At 72.8% G+C, this 14,926-nt stretch carries 13 protein-coding genes and 1 pseudogene; 11 read left to right on the forward strand and 3 right to left on the reverse strand.

Annotated elements, in window-relative coordinates; translation table 11 throughout:
* Positions 1–41: 41 nt before the first annotated feature.
* Entirely contained in the window at positions 42–1,586 is a 1,545-nt protein-coding gene (locus ACIQNU_RS09105) for an MFS transporter (RefSeq protein ID WP_401363089.1), read from the reverse strand.
* A gap of 85 nt (positions 1,587–1,671) precedes the next feature.
* Between ACIQNU_RS09105 and ACIQNU_RS09110 the strand changes: the two genes are divergently transcribed.
* Together ACIQNU_RS09110 and ACIQNU_RS09115 are read left to right on the forward strand one after the other, a co-directional pair.
* Entirely contained in the window at positions 1,672–2,067 is a 396-nt protein-coding gene (locus tag ACIQNU_RS09110) for a MarR family winged helix-turn-helix transcriptional regulator (RefSeq protein WP_401363092.1), read from the forward strand.
* Between the two features lie 113 nt (positions 2,068–2,180).
* Complete coding sequence (locus ACIQNU_RS09115) at positions 2,181–2,918, forward strand: maleylpyruvate isomerase family mycothiol-dependent enzyme (protein WP_401363095.1); 738 nt, start codon at positions 2,181–2,183, stop codon at positions 2,916–2,918.
* Positions 2,919–3,207: 289 nt separating this feature from the next.
* Here the strand turns inward: ACIQNU_RS09115 and ACIQNU_RS09120 are convergent, their stop codons facing one another.
* On the reverse strand, positions 3,208–4,422 hold the full coding sequence (locus ACIQNU_RS09120; protein WP_401363098.1) for an MFS transporter: 1,215 nt from the start codon (positions 4,420–4,422) through the stop codon (positions 3,208–3,210).
* Between the two features lie 205 nt (positions 4,423–4,627).
* Here ACIQNU_RS09120 and ACIQNU_RS09125 point away from each other — a divergent pair, with 205 nt between their 5' ends.
* Positions 4,628–5,095 (forward strand): hypothetical protein, encoded by a 468-nt coding sequence (locus ACIQNU_RS09125; RefSeq protein ID WP_401363101.1) that lies wholly within the window; start codon positions 4,628–4,630, stop codon positions 5,093–5,095.
* Positions 5,096–5,145: 50 nt separating this feature from the next.
* Here the strand turns inward: ACIQNU_RS09125 and ACIQNU_RS09130 are convergent, their stop codons facing one another.
* On the reverse strand, positions 5,146–5,970 hold the full coding sequence (locus ACIQNU_RS09130) for a DeoR/GlpR family DNA-binding transcription regulator (protein ID WP_401364218.1): 825 nt from the start codon (positions 5,968–5,970) through the stop codon (positions 5,146–5,148).
* Between the two features lie 152 nt (positions 5,971–6,122).
* Here ACIQNU_RS09130 and ACIQNU_RS09135 point away from each other — a divergent pair, with 152 nt between their 5' ends.
* From ACIQNU_RS09135 to ACIQNU_RS09170, 8 genes and pseudogenes are all read left to right on the forward strand, one after another.
* Entirely contained in the window at positions 6,123–7,007 is an 885-nt protein-coding gene (locus tag ACIQNU_RS09135; RefSeq protein ID WP_401363103.1) for an SIS domain-containing protein, read from the forward strand.
* Between the two features lie 107 nt (positions 7,008–7,114).
* Positions 7,115–8,002 (forward strand): ketose-bisphosphate aldolase, encoded by an 888-nt coding sequence (locus ACIQNU_RS09140; protein WP_401363106.1) that lies wholly within the window; start codon positions 7,115–7,117, stop codon positions 8,000–8,002.
* 163 nt (positions 8,003–8,165) lie between these two features.
* Positions 8,166–8,732 carry a two-component system response regulator gene (locus tag ACIQNU_RS09145; protein WP_401363108.1) on the forward strand — a complete coding sequence of 189 codons (567 nt, stop codon included), beginning with the start codon at positions 8,166–8,168 and terminating at the stop codon, positions 8,730–8,732.
* Positions 8,733–8,812: 80 nt separating this feature from the next.
* Positions 8,813–9,478 carry an alpha-ketoglutarate-dependent dioxygenase AlkB family protein gene (locus tag ACIQNU_RS09150; protein ID WP_401363111.1) on the forward strand — a complete coding sequence of 222 codons (666 nt, stop codon included), beginning with the start codon at positions 8,813–8,815 and terminating at the stop codon, positions 9,476–9,478.
* A 119-nt stretch (positions 9,479–9,597) separates the two neighbouring features.
* Positions 9,598–10,833 carry an ROK family protein gene (locus ACIQNU_RS09155; protein WP_401363114.1) on the forward strand — a complete coding sequence of 412 codons (1,236 nt, stop codon included), beginning with the start codon at positions 9,598–9,600 and terminating at the stop codon, positions 10,831–10,833.
* Positions 10,834–11,048: 215 nt separating this feature from the next.
* On the forward strand, positions 11,049–11,372 hold the full coding sequence (locus ACIQNU_RS09160; protein WP_401363116.1) for an SHOCT domain-containing protein: 324 nt from the start codon (positions 11,049–11,051) through the stop codon (positions 11,370–11,372).
* Positions 11,369–12,106 (forward strand): annotated as a pseudogene (locus ACIQNU_RS09165) (ABC transporter ATP-binding protein); the annotation flags it as partial. The gene ACIQNU_RS09160 and the pseudogene ACIQNU_RS09165, both read left to right, overlap by 4 nt.
* Before the next feature lie 149 nt (positions 12,107–12,255).
* Positions 12,256–14,826, forward strand: coding sequence for an ABC transporter permease (locus ACIQNU_RS09170; protein ID WP_401363119.1), 2,571 nt, complete (start codon positions 12,256–12,258; stop codon positions 14,824–14,826).
* Positions 14,827–14,926 lie beyond the last annotated feature (100 nt).

Below are 14,926 nucleotides of genomic sequence, written 5' to 3' on the forward strand. Positions count from 1 at the left end.
CAGTCGTCCCGAGTTCCGGGTGCCGTCGAAGTGCCGTCGAATCAGTCGCGCGCCGCCACCGGCCGCGCGTCGGCGGTGTCACGCTCGGCCGCCTCCCGCGCGCGCCGTCGTGCCGCGTCCTGCTCGGACGAGGCGACCAGGACCGTGTGCCCGTCGGGCCGCTCCTTGGGGCGGGTACGCAGCCCGGTCACCGTGATCAGCAGGCCGATCAGGGCGATTCCGGTGATCACGATCAGGCCGGGGCGGTAGCTGTCGAGCACCTCGCGCGCGGAGGCGCCCTCGTGGCCGTTCGCGGTGACGACGGCGGTGACCACCGCGAGGAAGATCGCGCCGCCCACCTGGACGGAGGTGTTCAACAGGCCCGACACCATGCCCTGTTCGTGGTCCGGCACACCGTTGGTGGCCTGGATGTTGAGCGAGGGGAAGACGAGTGCGCAGGCCGCGCCGATCAGCAGCATGGTCGGCAGGATCACCGCCGCGTAGTGCGGATCGAGGTCGACGCGGAGGAAGAGCGCGTACCCGACGACCATCAGCGCGAAGCCGACCGCGATCACGCGGGGCGTGCCGAACCGGTCGACGATCGCGCCGACCTTCGTGGAGGACAGCGCCACCAGGGCCCCCGCCGGTAGGAAGGCCAGCGCGGTGTGCAGCGCCGACCAGCCGAGCAGTGACTGCATGTACAGGGTCACCAGGAACTGGAATCCGACGTACGAGCCGAAGAACGCCATCGCGCCGAGCTGGGCCCTGACCTGGCTGCCCGAGCGGAGCACGCCGAGGCGGACCAGGGGACTCGCGGTACGGCGTTCGATCGCGACGAAGACGGTGAGGAGTACGGCGGCGGCCAGGAACGAGAGCAGTGTTCGCGCGGAGCCCCAGCCGACCTCCGGGGCCTGGACCACGGTGAACACGAGCAGGAGCATCGAGAGCGTGCCGGTGACGGCTCCCGGTATGTCGTAGCCGCGATGGGTGTCGTCGCGCTCGCTGTGCGGGATGAGCTTGACGCCGATCACCAGGGCGATCAGCGCGATGGGGGCGGGCAGCAGCATCGTCAGGCGCCAACTGGCCTCGGTGAGCAGGCCGGACAGGACCAGGCCCATGGAGAAGCCGGTGGCGGCGCAGGTGGTGTAGATGGCGAGCGCGCGGTTGCGGACCGGGCCCTCGGCGAAGGTCGTGGTGATGATCGACAGTCCGGCGGGCGCGGTGAACGCGGCGCTCAGGCCCTTGATGAAACGGCTCGCGATCAGCAGCGGACCCGAGTCGACGAGCCCGCCGAGCAGGGAGGCCACCGCGAACACGGCGAGCGCGATCAGGAACACCCGGCGCCGGCCCAGCAGATCGGCCGCGCGTCCGCCGAGCAGCAGCAGACCGCCGTAGCCGAGGATGTAGCCGCTGACGATCCATTGCAGCGTCGACGTGGAGAGGTCGAGTTCGGAGCCGATGGACGGCAGGGCGACGCCGACCATCGAGACGTCGAGCGCGTCGAGGAACATCGCGGCGCACAGCACCAAAAGGGTGCCCCACAGGCGCGGGGTCCAGTGTTCCGGGGACGCCGACTTGGGGACGGCGGCGGTGAGCGGAGAGGTCATGCGCAGACAGTACATGCACATGCATTGAATGCAAGCGCATTTAATTCCGATGCAACATTCATCGATGTTCTGCTACCGTGCCGTCATGGCGGCGAAGAGTGCCGAGCACGTGCTCGTGGACCAGTGGCGGGACATCCTCGCCTTGCATGCGCGCACGATGTGCGAACTCGACAGGGAACTGCACCGGCACGGCCTGGGCGCAAGCGACTTCGAGGTCCTGGACGTGCTCGCCGAGGGGTCGCCGGACGATGGCGGTGCCTCCTACCGCGTGCAGGAGATCGCGTCCCGCGTCCATCTGAGCCAGAGCGCCCTGTCCCGCCTTGTCGGCCGTCTGGAGAAGGACGGCCTGGTGGAGCGCGGGATGTGCGAGGAGGACCGCCGGGGCGTACGGGTCTGCCTCACCGCCAAGGGCCGTGACCTGCACACCGAGGTAAGGCCGTTGCAGAGAGCGGTGCTCACCCGGATGCTCGCCGGCTCCTGACGGGTCGGGGTCGCGGGCTTCTGTCCCGCAGGTCGGCGTAGGTCGGCCGTGGTCGGCGCAGGCGTGCTGATTCCTGAGACGTACGGTTCCGTCGTTCTGGGCACAATGCCCGCATGGAGACTGGCGAGCTGATGCGGAGCCTGGACGCGGAGGGCCGGCTGCTGGCCGACGCGGCGCGGGAGGCGGGGTTCGACGCCGAGGTACCGACCTGCCCGGGGTGGCAGATCAGTGATCTGCTGCGGCACACAGGCATGGTGCACCGCTGGGCCACCACACTTGTCGCCGAGGGTCACACCTCCTACCACCCTGACGGCGGGCTTCCGGATCTCTACGGCGAATTGCTGCTCGCCTGGTTCCGGGACGGTCACGCCCGGCTGGTCGACACGCTGTCCACGGCCCCCGCCGACCTGGAGTGCTGGGCATTCATGCCCGCGCCCTCCCCGCTGGCGTTCTGGGTGCGGCGCCAGGCCCACGAGACGACGATCCACCGGGTCGACGCCGAGACCGCCCGGGGCAACACCCCCACGACGATCGCGGCGGGCTTCGCGGCGGACGGCATCGACGAACTGCTGCGCGGCTTCCACGCCCGCAGTAAGAGCCGGGTACGCACGGACGCGCCCCGCACGCTGCGGGTACGCGCCACGGACACCGGTGCGGTGTGGACGGTACGCCTGTCCGCCGACGCGCCGGTGACCGAGCGCGGCGAATCCGGCGACGCCGACTGCGAACTCGCGGGCCCCGCCGCGCGCCTCTACCTGGCCCTGTGGAACCGGCTGCCATTCCCCGACATCACCGGCGACCCGGAGTTGGCGGCGCTGTGGCGCGAACGGTCGGGAATCACTTGGAGTTGAGCGACGGGTCGGGGCGGGCCGGGTGGGATTGCGGGGCGGTACGAGGTGGGGACGGGGCGCGTCTGCGGTGTGAGCGCTGGACCGCTACGGCGTCGGTGCTCTCCGGTCGTGGCGGCCCGAGGTGCTGTGCGTGAGCGCTGAACCGCGATGACATCAGCGCTCTCCCGTCGCGGCGGCGCGCCCCCCGAACCGTGAGCAGCGGACTCCGACGGCGTCAATGCTCTCCGGCCGCGACAACTCGCCCCGGCGCCCGAGAGCACCCCACCACGACGGCACCCGTGCTCCCTGCTCACGCCCGTACCGGCTCCTCCCGCGCGGCCCCCCGCGTCGAGTAACCGATCGCCGCCGCCACCCCCGCCAGGACCGCCACGCTGGTCAGTGCCGTCGGGAGGGAGAACCAGTCGGCCATGAAGCCTATCGCCGGTGGGCCGAGCAGCATGCCGCCGTAGCCCAGCGTGGATGCGGCGGCCACCCCGGTCGGGCCCGCCAGGGCTCCGGCGCGTTCGATGGCGACCGGGAAGATGTTGGCCAGGCCGAGGCCGGTGACGGCGAAGCCGAGGAGTGCGGCCCAGACCGAGGGTGCCAGCGCTCCGATCAGCATGCCGACCGCCGCCGTCGTGCCGCCCGCGACCAGGGTGCGGGTGCGCCCCAGGCGTTCCAGGAGCGTCGTCCCGGTGAGTCGGCCGATCGTCATCGCGAGGGCGAAGCACGAGTAGCCGGCCGCCGCGATTCCGGGATGTGCGGACAGGTCCTCCTCCAGGTGCAGTGCGCCCCAGTCGGCCAGGGCCCCTTCGCCGTACGCCGTGCAGAGCGCGATCAGTCCGAACACCAGGACCAGCCCCCGGGTACGTCGGTCGAGCCGGCGCGGTGTCGCGCCCCGCCGCTTCGACTCGGGCCGCGCCGGGGCCTCGTACCGCAGCAGGGTGCGGCTCGTGGTCGCGGTGACCACGAGGCCGATGACGGTCAGCGTGAGGAGGTGTCGGGTGGGGGACAGGTGGCCCGCGACCAGGCCGCCGAGGCCCGCGCCGAGCATGCCGCCGAGGCTGAACGCCGCATGGAAACTCGGCATCACGGGCCGCCGGAGCGCGCCGACGAGATCGACGGCCGCGCTGTTCATGGCGACGTTCAGACCGCCGTAGGCCGCGCCGAACGCCAGCAGCACCAGGCCGAGCGCGAGCGCGGAGTGCGTCAGGGGCGGCAGGGCGACACTCAGGGCGAGCAGTACCGCGCAGCCCACCGTCACCCGGTGGCTGCCCAGGCGCCGACAGAGCCGTCCGGTGAGCGTCATCGTGACCACCGCTCCGGCCGATACCCCGAGCAGCGCCAGACCGAGCGTGCTCGCGGACGCGCCCGTCTGCTCCTTGATCGCGGGGATCCGTACCACCCAGCCGGCGAAGATGAAGCCGTCGAGGGCGAAGAAGACGGTGAGGGCGGCACGGAGTCGGGTGAGGTCGTCGGCGTCCCGCGCGGCGCTGCGCGGTCGTACTTTGTTTATTAGCGGCACAAAGTCAGAGTAGGGAGCGATCGGTGCAACGGGCAAGCGGTCTTCGACGAACTGGGCCCCCGCGACACCGTGCACCCGTGCACCCGTGCACCTGTGACCCCGCGACCCGCTCCACGTGGTGGGGCGCGCCCGTCGTACAGGTGTCGAATCGCGGATGGTACTGTCGCGGCTCGCACCAGCATCCCGCTACGAGAGTGGACGCACCATGGCCGAGAAGCGGCGGGCCAGGCTGAAGCAGCCGTACCTTGTGATTCCCCTGATCGGTGGGGCCGTTCTGGTCGTGTGGCTGGCGGTCGTGGTCGTGTCGATCGTGCGCGAGGAGCCCGGTGGCGAACGCACTCTCAAGGGCCTTACGGCCGCTGTGGAGCAGGCCCTGGCGGAGCGCGACGACGGCACGCTGGCCCGCCTGGTCGACTCCGAAAGTGCCGGTGACGCCTACGCCAAGAACTATCTGGAGCGGCTCGACGACACCGGACCCCAGCGCATCCGCGCCACCGTGTCGGAGGGTGGCACGCACCCCGTGATCACGATCGTCGCGGACGTGCCGGGCCAGGGGCCGGTGTGCAGTGCGTGGTCCGCCGTCCGGAAAGGGGACCGCTGGGTGCTGGATGCGGCACCCGTCGTGGCTCCGGGCAGCACGTGCGGGGTCGTCGGCGAGGCCGGCTCCCGCTGATTCGGGCCCGCGCGGCCAACGTTTCCCGGGAGCCCGCGTAGCCCTACCCGTCACACCAGGACGACCGTGATCCCCGCCTCCTCGAAGCGGGTCACCGTGGCCGGGTCCGCCGCCGTGTCCGTGACCAGGGTGTCCACCCGGTCGGCCGGGCAGATCCGGGCGAAGGCGCGGCGCCCGAGTTTGCTGGAGTCGGCCGCCACGACGACCCGTTCGGCGCGCTCGCACAGCAGCCGGTTGATCGCCGCCTCGGCCTCGTCGTGGGCGCTGGCACCCTGGTCCGGGTCGAAGCCGACGACACCGAGCACCGCGACGTCCAGCGTGATCTGGCTGAGCACACCGTCCGCGAGGGGCCCGATCAGCTCGTACGACTGAGGGCGGGCGACCCCGCCGGTGAGCACGATCTTGAACTGGGGCCGTACGGCGAGTTCGTTGGCGATGTTGAGCGCGTTCGTCACGATCGTCAGCGCGGGCAGCCCCGACGGCGCGGACGGCGCGGTCGACGCCGACAACCCGGACGAACCCGAGGCCAGATCGGCGCGTACCGCCAGGGCCCGCGCCACCTCCGTCGTCGTCGTGCCCCCGGTCAGCCCCACCGCCTCGCCGGGCGTGACCAGATCGGCGACCGCCTTCGCGACCCGTTGCTTCTCCGACGCGCGACGGGCGGTCTTGTAGCGGAGCGGCAGCTCGTACGAGACTCCGTGCACGACCGCGCCGCCCCGCGTCCGTACCAGCATCTGCTGTTCGGCGAGTTGGTCGAAGTCGCGCCGGATCGTCGCCGCCGACACGTCCAGTTCGCCCGCCGCCTCCTCGACATCGAGCCGCCCGCGTTCGACGAGCAGTTCGAGCAGGGACTTCCACCGGGCGTCGCGCGACATCCGCATGCTCCGTTCCTCGTCCGTTCGCTCTGCGGTGACCTCAGGGTTCTTCAGAAGGGACCCTAGCGCAGGGCATTCTCTGGAATGCTTGATTGTGCGCGAAAGCTAGCTATATCTTGCAGAAACAAGCAACCAGGGGAGTGGGCAGGGCAATGAGCCATGTCGAGAACGAACTGAACAGCCAGCCCGAGTGCTGGACCCGCGCCGCGGACATCGCGGCCGACCACGGCGCCGCACTGCCGGCCGCCGGGGAGCGCGTGGCCATTGTCGGGTGCGGCACCTCGCTGTTCATGGCGCAGGCAGCCGCCGCACTGCGCGAAGGCGCAGGCCAGGGCGAGACCGACGCGTTCGCCGCGTCGGAGTTCCCCGCGGGCCGCGTCTACGACCGGGTCGTCGCGCTCACCCGCTCCGGCACCACCACCGAAGTGCTCGACCTCCTCGGACGGCTGCGCGGTACGACCCGTACCACCGCGATCACCGCCGACCCGGACACCCCCGTCATGGCGGCGGCCGACGACGTCGTCGTGCTGGACTTCGCCGACGAGCGGTCGGTCGTCCAGACCCGGTTCGCGACCACCGCGCTCACCCTGCTGCGCGCCCACGCCGGACTGCACACGGACGCCGCGGTCGCCGACGCCCGTACCGCGCTCGCCGACCCGCTGCCCCAGGAACTCGTCGGCTGCACGCAGTTCACCTTCCTCGGCCGCGGCTGGACCGTCGGGCTCGCCAACGAGGCCGGGCTGAAGATGCGCGAAGCGGCCCTCGCTTGGACGGAGGCGTACCCGGCGATGGAGTACCGCCACGGACCCATCAGCATCACCACCGGCGGGACGGCGACCTGGATGCTCGGCGCAGCGCCCGACGGCCTGGCCGAACAGGTACGGGCCACCGGCGGGCTGTGGATCGAGGGCGGACTCGACCCGCTCGCCGAACTCGTGCGCGCCCAGCGGCTCGCCGTGGCCGTCGCCGCCACGCGCGGCCTGGACCCCGACAGCCCGCGCCACCTCACCCGCTCGGTGATCCTCACCTCCCCCTGACCGGCCCCGAATCGGAGGAATCCGACCTCAAAGCAATCCGGCTCGGAGGAATCCGATCCCAGAGGGCTCCGACTCGGAGGAATCCGACCCCAGAGGAAGGAGGGGCCGTGCCCCTCGCAGCAACCGGCGCGCTGGTCGCCCAGGCCGCCGAAGCCCGCACCGCCGTCGCCGCGTTCAACGTCATCACGCTGGAACACGTCGAGGCGGTCGTCGCGGGCGCCGAAGCGGTGGACGCTCCCGTCGTCCTCCAGATCAGCGAGAACGCCGTCAAGTTCCGCTACGGACGACTGCTCCCGCTGGCCCGCGCCACCGTCGTCGCCGCCGAACAGGCCGCCGTCCCCGTGGCCCTGCACCTCGACCACGTCCAGAGCGACGATCTGCTGCGGCAGGCGGCCGACGCCGGGTTCAGCTCCGTGATGTACGACGCGGCACGCCTCCCGTACGCCGACAACCTCGCCGCGACCAGGGCCGCCGCCGACTGGGGCCACGCCCGAGGGCTGTGGATCGAGGCCGAGTTGGGGGAGGTCGGCGGCAAGGCGGGACAGGCACCGCTCGACGCGCACGCGCCCGGCGCCCGTACCGACCCCGACGAGGCCCGCGCCTATGTGGCCGAATCCGGTGTGGACGCACTGGCCGTCGCGATCGGCAGCTCGCACGCCATGACCAGCCGTACCGCGACCCTCGACCACGACCTGCTGCACCGGCTCGCCCGCGCCGTGGACGTCCCGCTCGTGCTGCACGGCTCGTCGGGCGTCCCGGACGGCGAGCTGACCCGGGCGGTCGCCGGCGGCATCGCCAAGGTCAATGTCGGCACCGCTCTGAACGCCGCGATGACCCGGGCGATCCGGGAATTCCTCGCCGCACACCCGGAGGCGGTCGACTCACGGAAGTACCTGAGCGTGGGGCGCGAGGCGATGGCGGAGACCGTGTCCCGGCTGATCACCGTGGTGCGGAGCGGCGCAGGACCGGACGGAGCCGGAACTCCCGCGCCCTGAACGGCCGTTGACCCGACGGCGTGCCGAGCCCGGCAGCGACGCGGAGGGCACGGTTCCGATCCGGCCGCCGACCTGGAACGGAACCGGCCTTATGTCCCACGCTCTGTAGGCACCCGATCGCACTGGGCATAAGCTGGTGGCCCCAAGCGAGGGGAAATGCGGCATGCCGTCGGACGCCAAGATCCTCATCGTCGACGATCACGAGGACACGCTCTACGCGCTCGAAAGCGCGCTGGCACCGCTCGGGCACGAGGTCACCTGCGCCACGAACGGTGACGCGGCACTGAAGGAAGTCCTCCGCGGACATGTGGGACTTCTCCTGCTCGACGTCCGTATGCCGGGCGTCAGCGGCCTGGACGTCGTGCGCTACATGCGCCGGGTCGAGCAGACCCAGTCGATACCGATCGTCCTGCTCACCGGGTTCGGACTGGACGCGGCGCTGTCGGCCGAGGCGTTCCGGCTCGGCGTCGCCGACCTCCTGCTGAAGCCGATCGACCCGCTGGCCCTGTGCACCAAGGTCAGCTATCTCTTCTCGGCGCACCAGCGATTACTGGCCACGGAGCGCGAACTGCGGGAGCTGCGCGCCGCCCGGCAGCCCGCGGTCCGGGGCGGCCCCACCCGTCCCCGCGGTCTCGTACGGCCGCATGTGATCGACCCCCGCGTGCCGCCGCAGCGGGACGTGATCCTGCCCCAGGACCCGGCACAGGACCCGGCACCGAGCGGCGGCTGATCCGGCGAGCGGCGGCTGACCCGGCGATCCGGAGGCCCAGCGCCCCGACGCCCCGACGACCCGGTGCGATGATGGCACCGATGAACAGCGGCGAACTCTTCCCCCGCCCCGCGGCGGAGATCGCCCCCGGTGCGGTCCACGTCCCGGGCTGGCTGTCGGCCGAGCGGCAGCGCGCGCTGCTCGACGCCTGCCGGGACTGGGCCCGCCCGCCCGCCGGTCTGCGCACCGTCCGCACCCCGGGCGGAGGCACCATGAGCGCCCGGCAGGTCTGTCTCGGCCGGCACTGGTATCCCTACGGCTACGCGGACACCGTCGTGGACGGCGACGGCGCGCCGGTCAAACCGTTCCCCGCCTGGCTCGGTGACCTCGCACGCCAAGGAGTCGCCGACGCCTACGGAAACGGCCCGTGCACGGCCGCCTACGACATCGCCCTCGTCAACTTCTACGACGGGGACGCCCGCATGGGCATGCACCGGGACAGCGACGAACGCGCCGACGACCCCGTGGTGTCACTCAGCATCGGGGACACCTGCGTCTTCCGGTTCGGCAACACCCACGCGCGCGGGCGCCCCTGGACGGACGTACCGCTGCACAGCGGTGACCTGTTCGTGTTCGGCGGCGCGAGCCGGCTCGCGTACCACGGGGTGCCGCGTGTCGACGCGGGGACCGCGCCCGCCTGGCTGGCGCTGCGGGGGCGGCTGAACGTCACGCTCCGCGTGAGCGGGTTCCCGGAGGAGGGCGCATGACCACGCGATCGACCAAGCGCGATCAACCCCGCGCGATCGACCAAGGGGAACGGCCAGGGCAACGGCCAAGGGCAACGGCCAAGGGGGAACCACCGCACGATCATGGGAGACTCCCCCTCATGAACGGCAAGGCGGCGCCCCGAGCGACGGGGGAAGTGTCCACGCGTACCCGGCTGGAGCGAGGGCGCAGCGCGCTCGGACCCGCCCTGGAACTCGTCCACACCGGGCGCGCCCCGACCCGTGCCGTCCTCACCGCGGAACTCGGCGTGACCAGGGCGACGGCCGGCGCGGTCGCCGCCGAACTGGAGGCGCTGGGCCTCATCCGGGTCGACGCCCACCCCGGCGCCGCCGCCGGATCCCAGGGCCGCCCCTCGCACCGCCTCGAAGTCGCCGACAAGGGGCCCGTGGCGCTCGCCGCCCAGGTGCACTCCGACGGGTTCCGCGCCGCGCTCGTCGGACTCGGTGGCCGGATCGTCGCCACCGCTCCCGGCTGCGAGACCGTCGACGCCGACCCGGCGCAGGTACTCGGCGCCGTCGTCGCCGCCGGCGTCGACCTGCTGCGCGCCACCGGGCGCCGCTGCGTGGGCGCCGGACTCGCCGTGCCGTCGGCCGTCGCCGAACCCGAGGGCACCGCGCTCAATCCGCTGCACCTGGCATGGCCCGCCGGGGCGCCGGTACGGGAGATCTTCGCCGAGCAGATCCGCGCGGCCGGTCTCACGGGACCCGCGTTCGCCGCGAACGACGTCAACCTCGCCGCGCTCGCCGAGCACCGGCACGGCGCGGGGCGCGGCGCCCGCGACCTGCTGTGCGTCGCCACCGGACACCGCGGGGTCGGCGGCGCCCTCGTCCTCGACGGGCGGCTGCACACCGGCAGTTCGGGCCTCGCCCTGGAGGTCGGCCATCTCACCGTCAACCCCGAGGGCCGCCCCTGCCACTGCGGCAGCCGGGGCTGCCTCGACGTCGAGACCGACCCGCTGGCCTTCCTCACCGAAGCGGGCCGCACACCCGGCCCCGAGGAGTCGCTGCTGCGCCAGTCGCTCGACCTCATCGCCACGCGGTACGACGACCCGGCGATCCGGACGGCCACCGAGGCGCTGATCGACCGGCTCGGCCTCGGACTCGCGGGCCTCGTCAACATCCTCAACCCGGACCGCATCATCCTCGGCGGCCTGCACCGCGCCCTCCTCGACGCCGACCCGGAACGCCTGCGCGCGGTGGTCGCCGACCGCAGTCTGTGGGGGCGCAGCGGGGGCGTGCCGATCCTGCCGTGCACGCTGGACCACAACAGCCTGGTGGGCGCGGCCGAGTTGGCATGGCAGCCGGTACTCGACGACCCCCTCGCGGCGCTCACCTGAGGCGCCCGTGCCCAGGTAGGCTCCACCCCCCCTCGGACACCCCCTCGGGAGCAGCCCCCGCGCACCTCCGTACTCCCCCGGAGGTACCCGCACTGCCGCTGGCCGTACGACGACGCCGGCCCCCCTCCGGAGCGAGTCTCGAAGCATCGAGAAACCACCCGGCACCCGGCACCGTCCGGGACCGCCCGGGACCGCTCCCGAGGAGATGACTTCCCATGCAGACCCTGGCCGACTGGAACGGCGGGCCCGGCCCGTGGATCCTGTTCTTCCCGCTCATCTGGGCGGCTGTCGTCATCGGCGTCGTCACCGTGCTGCGCCGCACCGGCCGGCTCGGCCGTCGCGGCCCGTGGCGCCCGGCGGGCGACGGACGGCCCCCGGGCGAACGCCCCACCGGCGACTCACCCATCGCGATGCTCGGGCGCCGCTTCGCCTCCGGCGAGATCGACGAGGACGAGTACTGGCGCCGGCTCTCCGTCCTGGACGAGCAGTTCGGCCGCCGCGACGAGCAGTACGGGCGCCCCAAGGGCGGTGCGGCATGACGACGGCCACCACTCGTCGGACGGCCGCCCGGGTCGAAGGGGCCGTCAAGGTGTACGGCGCGTCGGACACCGCCGTGCGGGCCCTGGACGGGGTGACGGTCGGCTTCCCGGCCGGCCGTTTCACCGCGATCATGGGACCTTCCGGCTCCGGTAAGTCCACCCTGATGCACTGCGCGGCCGGCCTGGACACCCTCACCTCGGGCACCGCCTTCATCGGCGACACCGACCTGAGCAGCCTCGACGACCGCCGACTCACCCTCCTGCGGCGCGACCGCGTCGGCTTCGTGTTCCAGGCGTTCAACCTGGTGCCCACGCTGACCGTCGCGGAGAACATCACCCTCCCGATGGACCTCGCGGGCCGCCGCGGCGACCGCGAGTGGATCGAGGCCCTGGTCGACGTCGTCGGGCTGCGCGACCGGCTCCACCACCGGCCGTCGGAGCTGTCCGGCGGACAGCAGCAACGCACCGCCGTGGCTCGGGCGTTCGCCGGCCGGCCCGACGTCGTCTTCGCCGACGAGCCGACGGGAAACCTCGACTCGCGCTCCGGCGACGAGGTGCTGCGGCTGCTCGGGCGCGCCGTGCGGCAGATGGACCGTACGGTCATCATGGTCACGCACGATCCGGTCGCCGCGGCCCACGCCGACGAGGTCGTCTTCCTCGCGGACGGACGCCTGGTCGACCGGATGGAGGCGCCGACGGCGGAGCGGGTGCTCGACCGGTTGAAGGCGTTCGACGCGGGCGGTACGAGGGGGACTGCTGGGGCTGATGGGTCGGATGGGGCCGATGGGGCCGACGATGGGCCCGATGGGGACTCCGGTCGCGCCGGAGCCTCCGGTTCCGTCGGTCAGGTCGGTGCCGTAGGCGCACTCCGGGAAGGCACCTCATGAGCGCCGGCTCCACCGCCGTCCGGCTCAGCGTCGCCTCGCTGCGCGCCCACAGACGCCGCTTCGCGGGCACCTTCTTCGCGGTCCTGCTCGGCGTCGCCTTCCTGGCGGGCACCCTCGTCATGGGCGACACGCTCCGCGCGAGCTTCCGCACCATGTTCGGCGACGCCGCCGGCGGCACCGACGCCGTCGTCCGCAGCGCCGACACCATCACTGCGCCCGGCGAGAGCCAGGGCGTGCGGCAGCCCGTACCGACCTCGCTCGCCGGCGCGCTGGAGAAGGTGCCGGGGGTGGCCGCCGCCGTACCGGACATCCAGGGCGCGGGACAGCTCGTCGGCGGCGACGGCACCCCGATCGGCGGCCAGGGCCCGCCCACGCTCGCCGGCAACTGGATCACCGATCCGAAGCTGAACCCGTATCAACTCGCCGAGGGGCGGGCCCCGTCGAAGCCCGGCGAGGTCGTCGTCAACCGGGGCGCCGCCCGGCGCGGCGGCCTCGCGATCGGCGACACGACCATGCTGCGCACCCCCGACCCGGTGCGGGTGCGGATCGTCGGGCTCGCGACCTTCGGCGGCGCGGACGGCATGGCCCAGGTGACGTTCACCGGTATGACGCGGGCGGACGCCGAGAAGTATCTGACGCCGAAGCCCGGCCAGGCGGCGAGCATCCAGGTGCGCGCCGCACCGGGCACCGGTCAGCGGGAACTCGTCGACGCCCTCAGTTCCGTACTGCCGGCCGGGGTCGAGGCGCTGACCGGGCAGGAGTCGGCGCAGGAGAACACCGACATGGTCTCCGGCCAGTTCCTGAGCCTGTTCACCACCTTCCTGCTGGTCTTCTCCGGCATCGCGCTGCTGGTCGCCACGTTCTCCATCCACAACACGTTCGCGATCGTCGTGGCCCAGCGCACCCGCGAGAACGCGCTCCTGCGCGCCCTCGGTGCATCCCGCCGCCAGGTCACCGTGTCGACCCTGGTGGAGGCGAGCGCCGTGGCCGTCGCCGCGTCCGCCGCGGGCATCGCCTGCGGCATCGGGATCGCCGCCGGACTCCAGGCACTGTTCCCGGCGATCGGATTCCCTTTCCCCGACGGCGACTTGGTGATCAGCGGTCTGTCGATGGGCCTTCCGCTCGCCGTCGGCATCCTGGTCTGTCTCGGCTCCGCGCTGTTCCCCGCCGTACGCGCCGGACGCACCGCACCACTCGCCGCGCTGCGCGAGACCGCCGTCGACCAGTCCGGCGCGTCCCGGCGCCGCGCGCTCACCGGGACCGCGCTCGTCGTGCTCGCCGGAGGCACCACGCTCGCCGGCGTGCTCGTCACACCGTCGGTCCAGCTCGCCGGAGTCGGCGCGGTCCTGGCCCTCGCCGCCTTCGTGGTCCTCGGCCCCGTCGCGTCGTCCACCGCCGTCCGGGTCATCGGGGGCCCGCTCGACCGGCTCCGCGGCATCACCGGCGGCCTGGCCCGGCGCAACGCCCTGCGCAGCCCCAGGCGCACCGCCGCCACCGCGGGCGCGCTGATGATCGGGGTCGCCGTCGTCTCCCTGTTCACCGTGTTCGGCGCCTCGCTCAAGGCCACCATGAACCAGACCGTCGACCGGTCCTTCGCGGGCGACATCGCCGTCAGCACCCCGTCGTTCGGCGCCGGAGGCAGCGGCCTCAGCCCGGCTCTGGCCCCCGCCGTCGCGCGGCTGCCCGAGGTGGCCACCGCCGTCGGGCTCGGCCGGGGCGTCGCGGAGGTCGACGGCGAGGGCCGCGCCCTGACCGTCACGGACCCGGTGGCCCTCGCCCGCACCTTCGACCTCGGCACCGTCACCGGCTCCCTGGACGGGCTCGGTGCCCACGGCATCGCGATCAACGAAAAGGAGGCCGCACGCCAGGGCCTGAACCCCGGATCCACCACCGAACTCACCTTCACCGACGGCAAGAAGGAACCCTTCACGGTCCGCGCCGTCTACGGGCGGTCCGAGCTGGTGGGGGACCACGTCATCAGCCGCGAGGCATGGGCGCCGCACCGCGTGCAGGACTCCGACACCCTCGTCGCGGTGTCCTTCGCACCCGGCGTGAGCACGGGCGACGGCACGGCGGCGGTGCGGAAGGTCGCCGCGCGGTACGGCAACCCGGAGGTGCAGACCCGCGAGGCGTACGCGCAGTCGTCGGCGGGCGGCATCGACATGATGCTCACCCTCGTCTACGCCCTGCTCGCCCTCGCCGTCCTGATCGCCATGCTCGGCATCGCCAACACGCTGACCCTCGCCGTCCACGAACGCACCCGCGAACTCGGCCTGCTGCGGGCCGTCGGCCAGACCAGGTCCCAACTGCGGGCCATGGTCCGCTGGGAGTCCGTCCTCGTCGCGGCGTTCGGCACGGCGGGCGGTCTGCTGCTCGGCGGATTCCTCGGCTGGGTGCTCGTCAAGGCGTCCGACGGGGCGTCCGACAGCGCCTTCGCGTTCGCGCTCCCGCCGGGCCGGCTCGCGGTGGTGGCGCTGGTGGGCGTCACCGCCGGAGCCCTCGCGGCGCTGCGCCCGGCACGGCGCGCGGCACGTCTGGACGTGTTGCGGGCCGTCGCCGCCGAGTAGCACCCCACGGCCGGGCGGGGAGCCGGGCGCGCCCGAGTGGCGCCCGACCGTCCCGCACGGGGACACGCGCGCCCCACCCCGGAACGCCCCACCCCGGAAG

Origin of the sequence: Streptomyces sp. NPDC091292, assembly GCF_044757265.1 — a bacterium.
Taxonomy (GTDB): Bacteria; Actinomycetota; Actinomycetes; order Streptomycetales; family Streptomycetaceae; genus Streptomyces.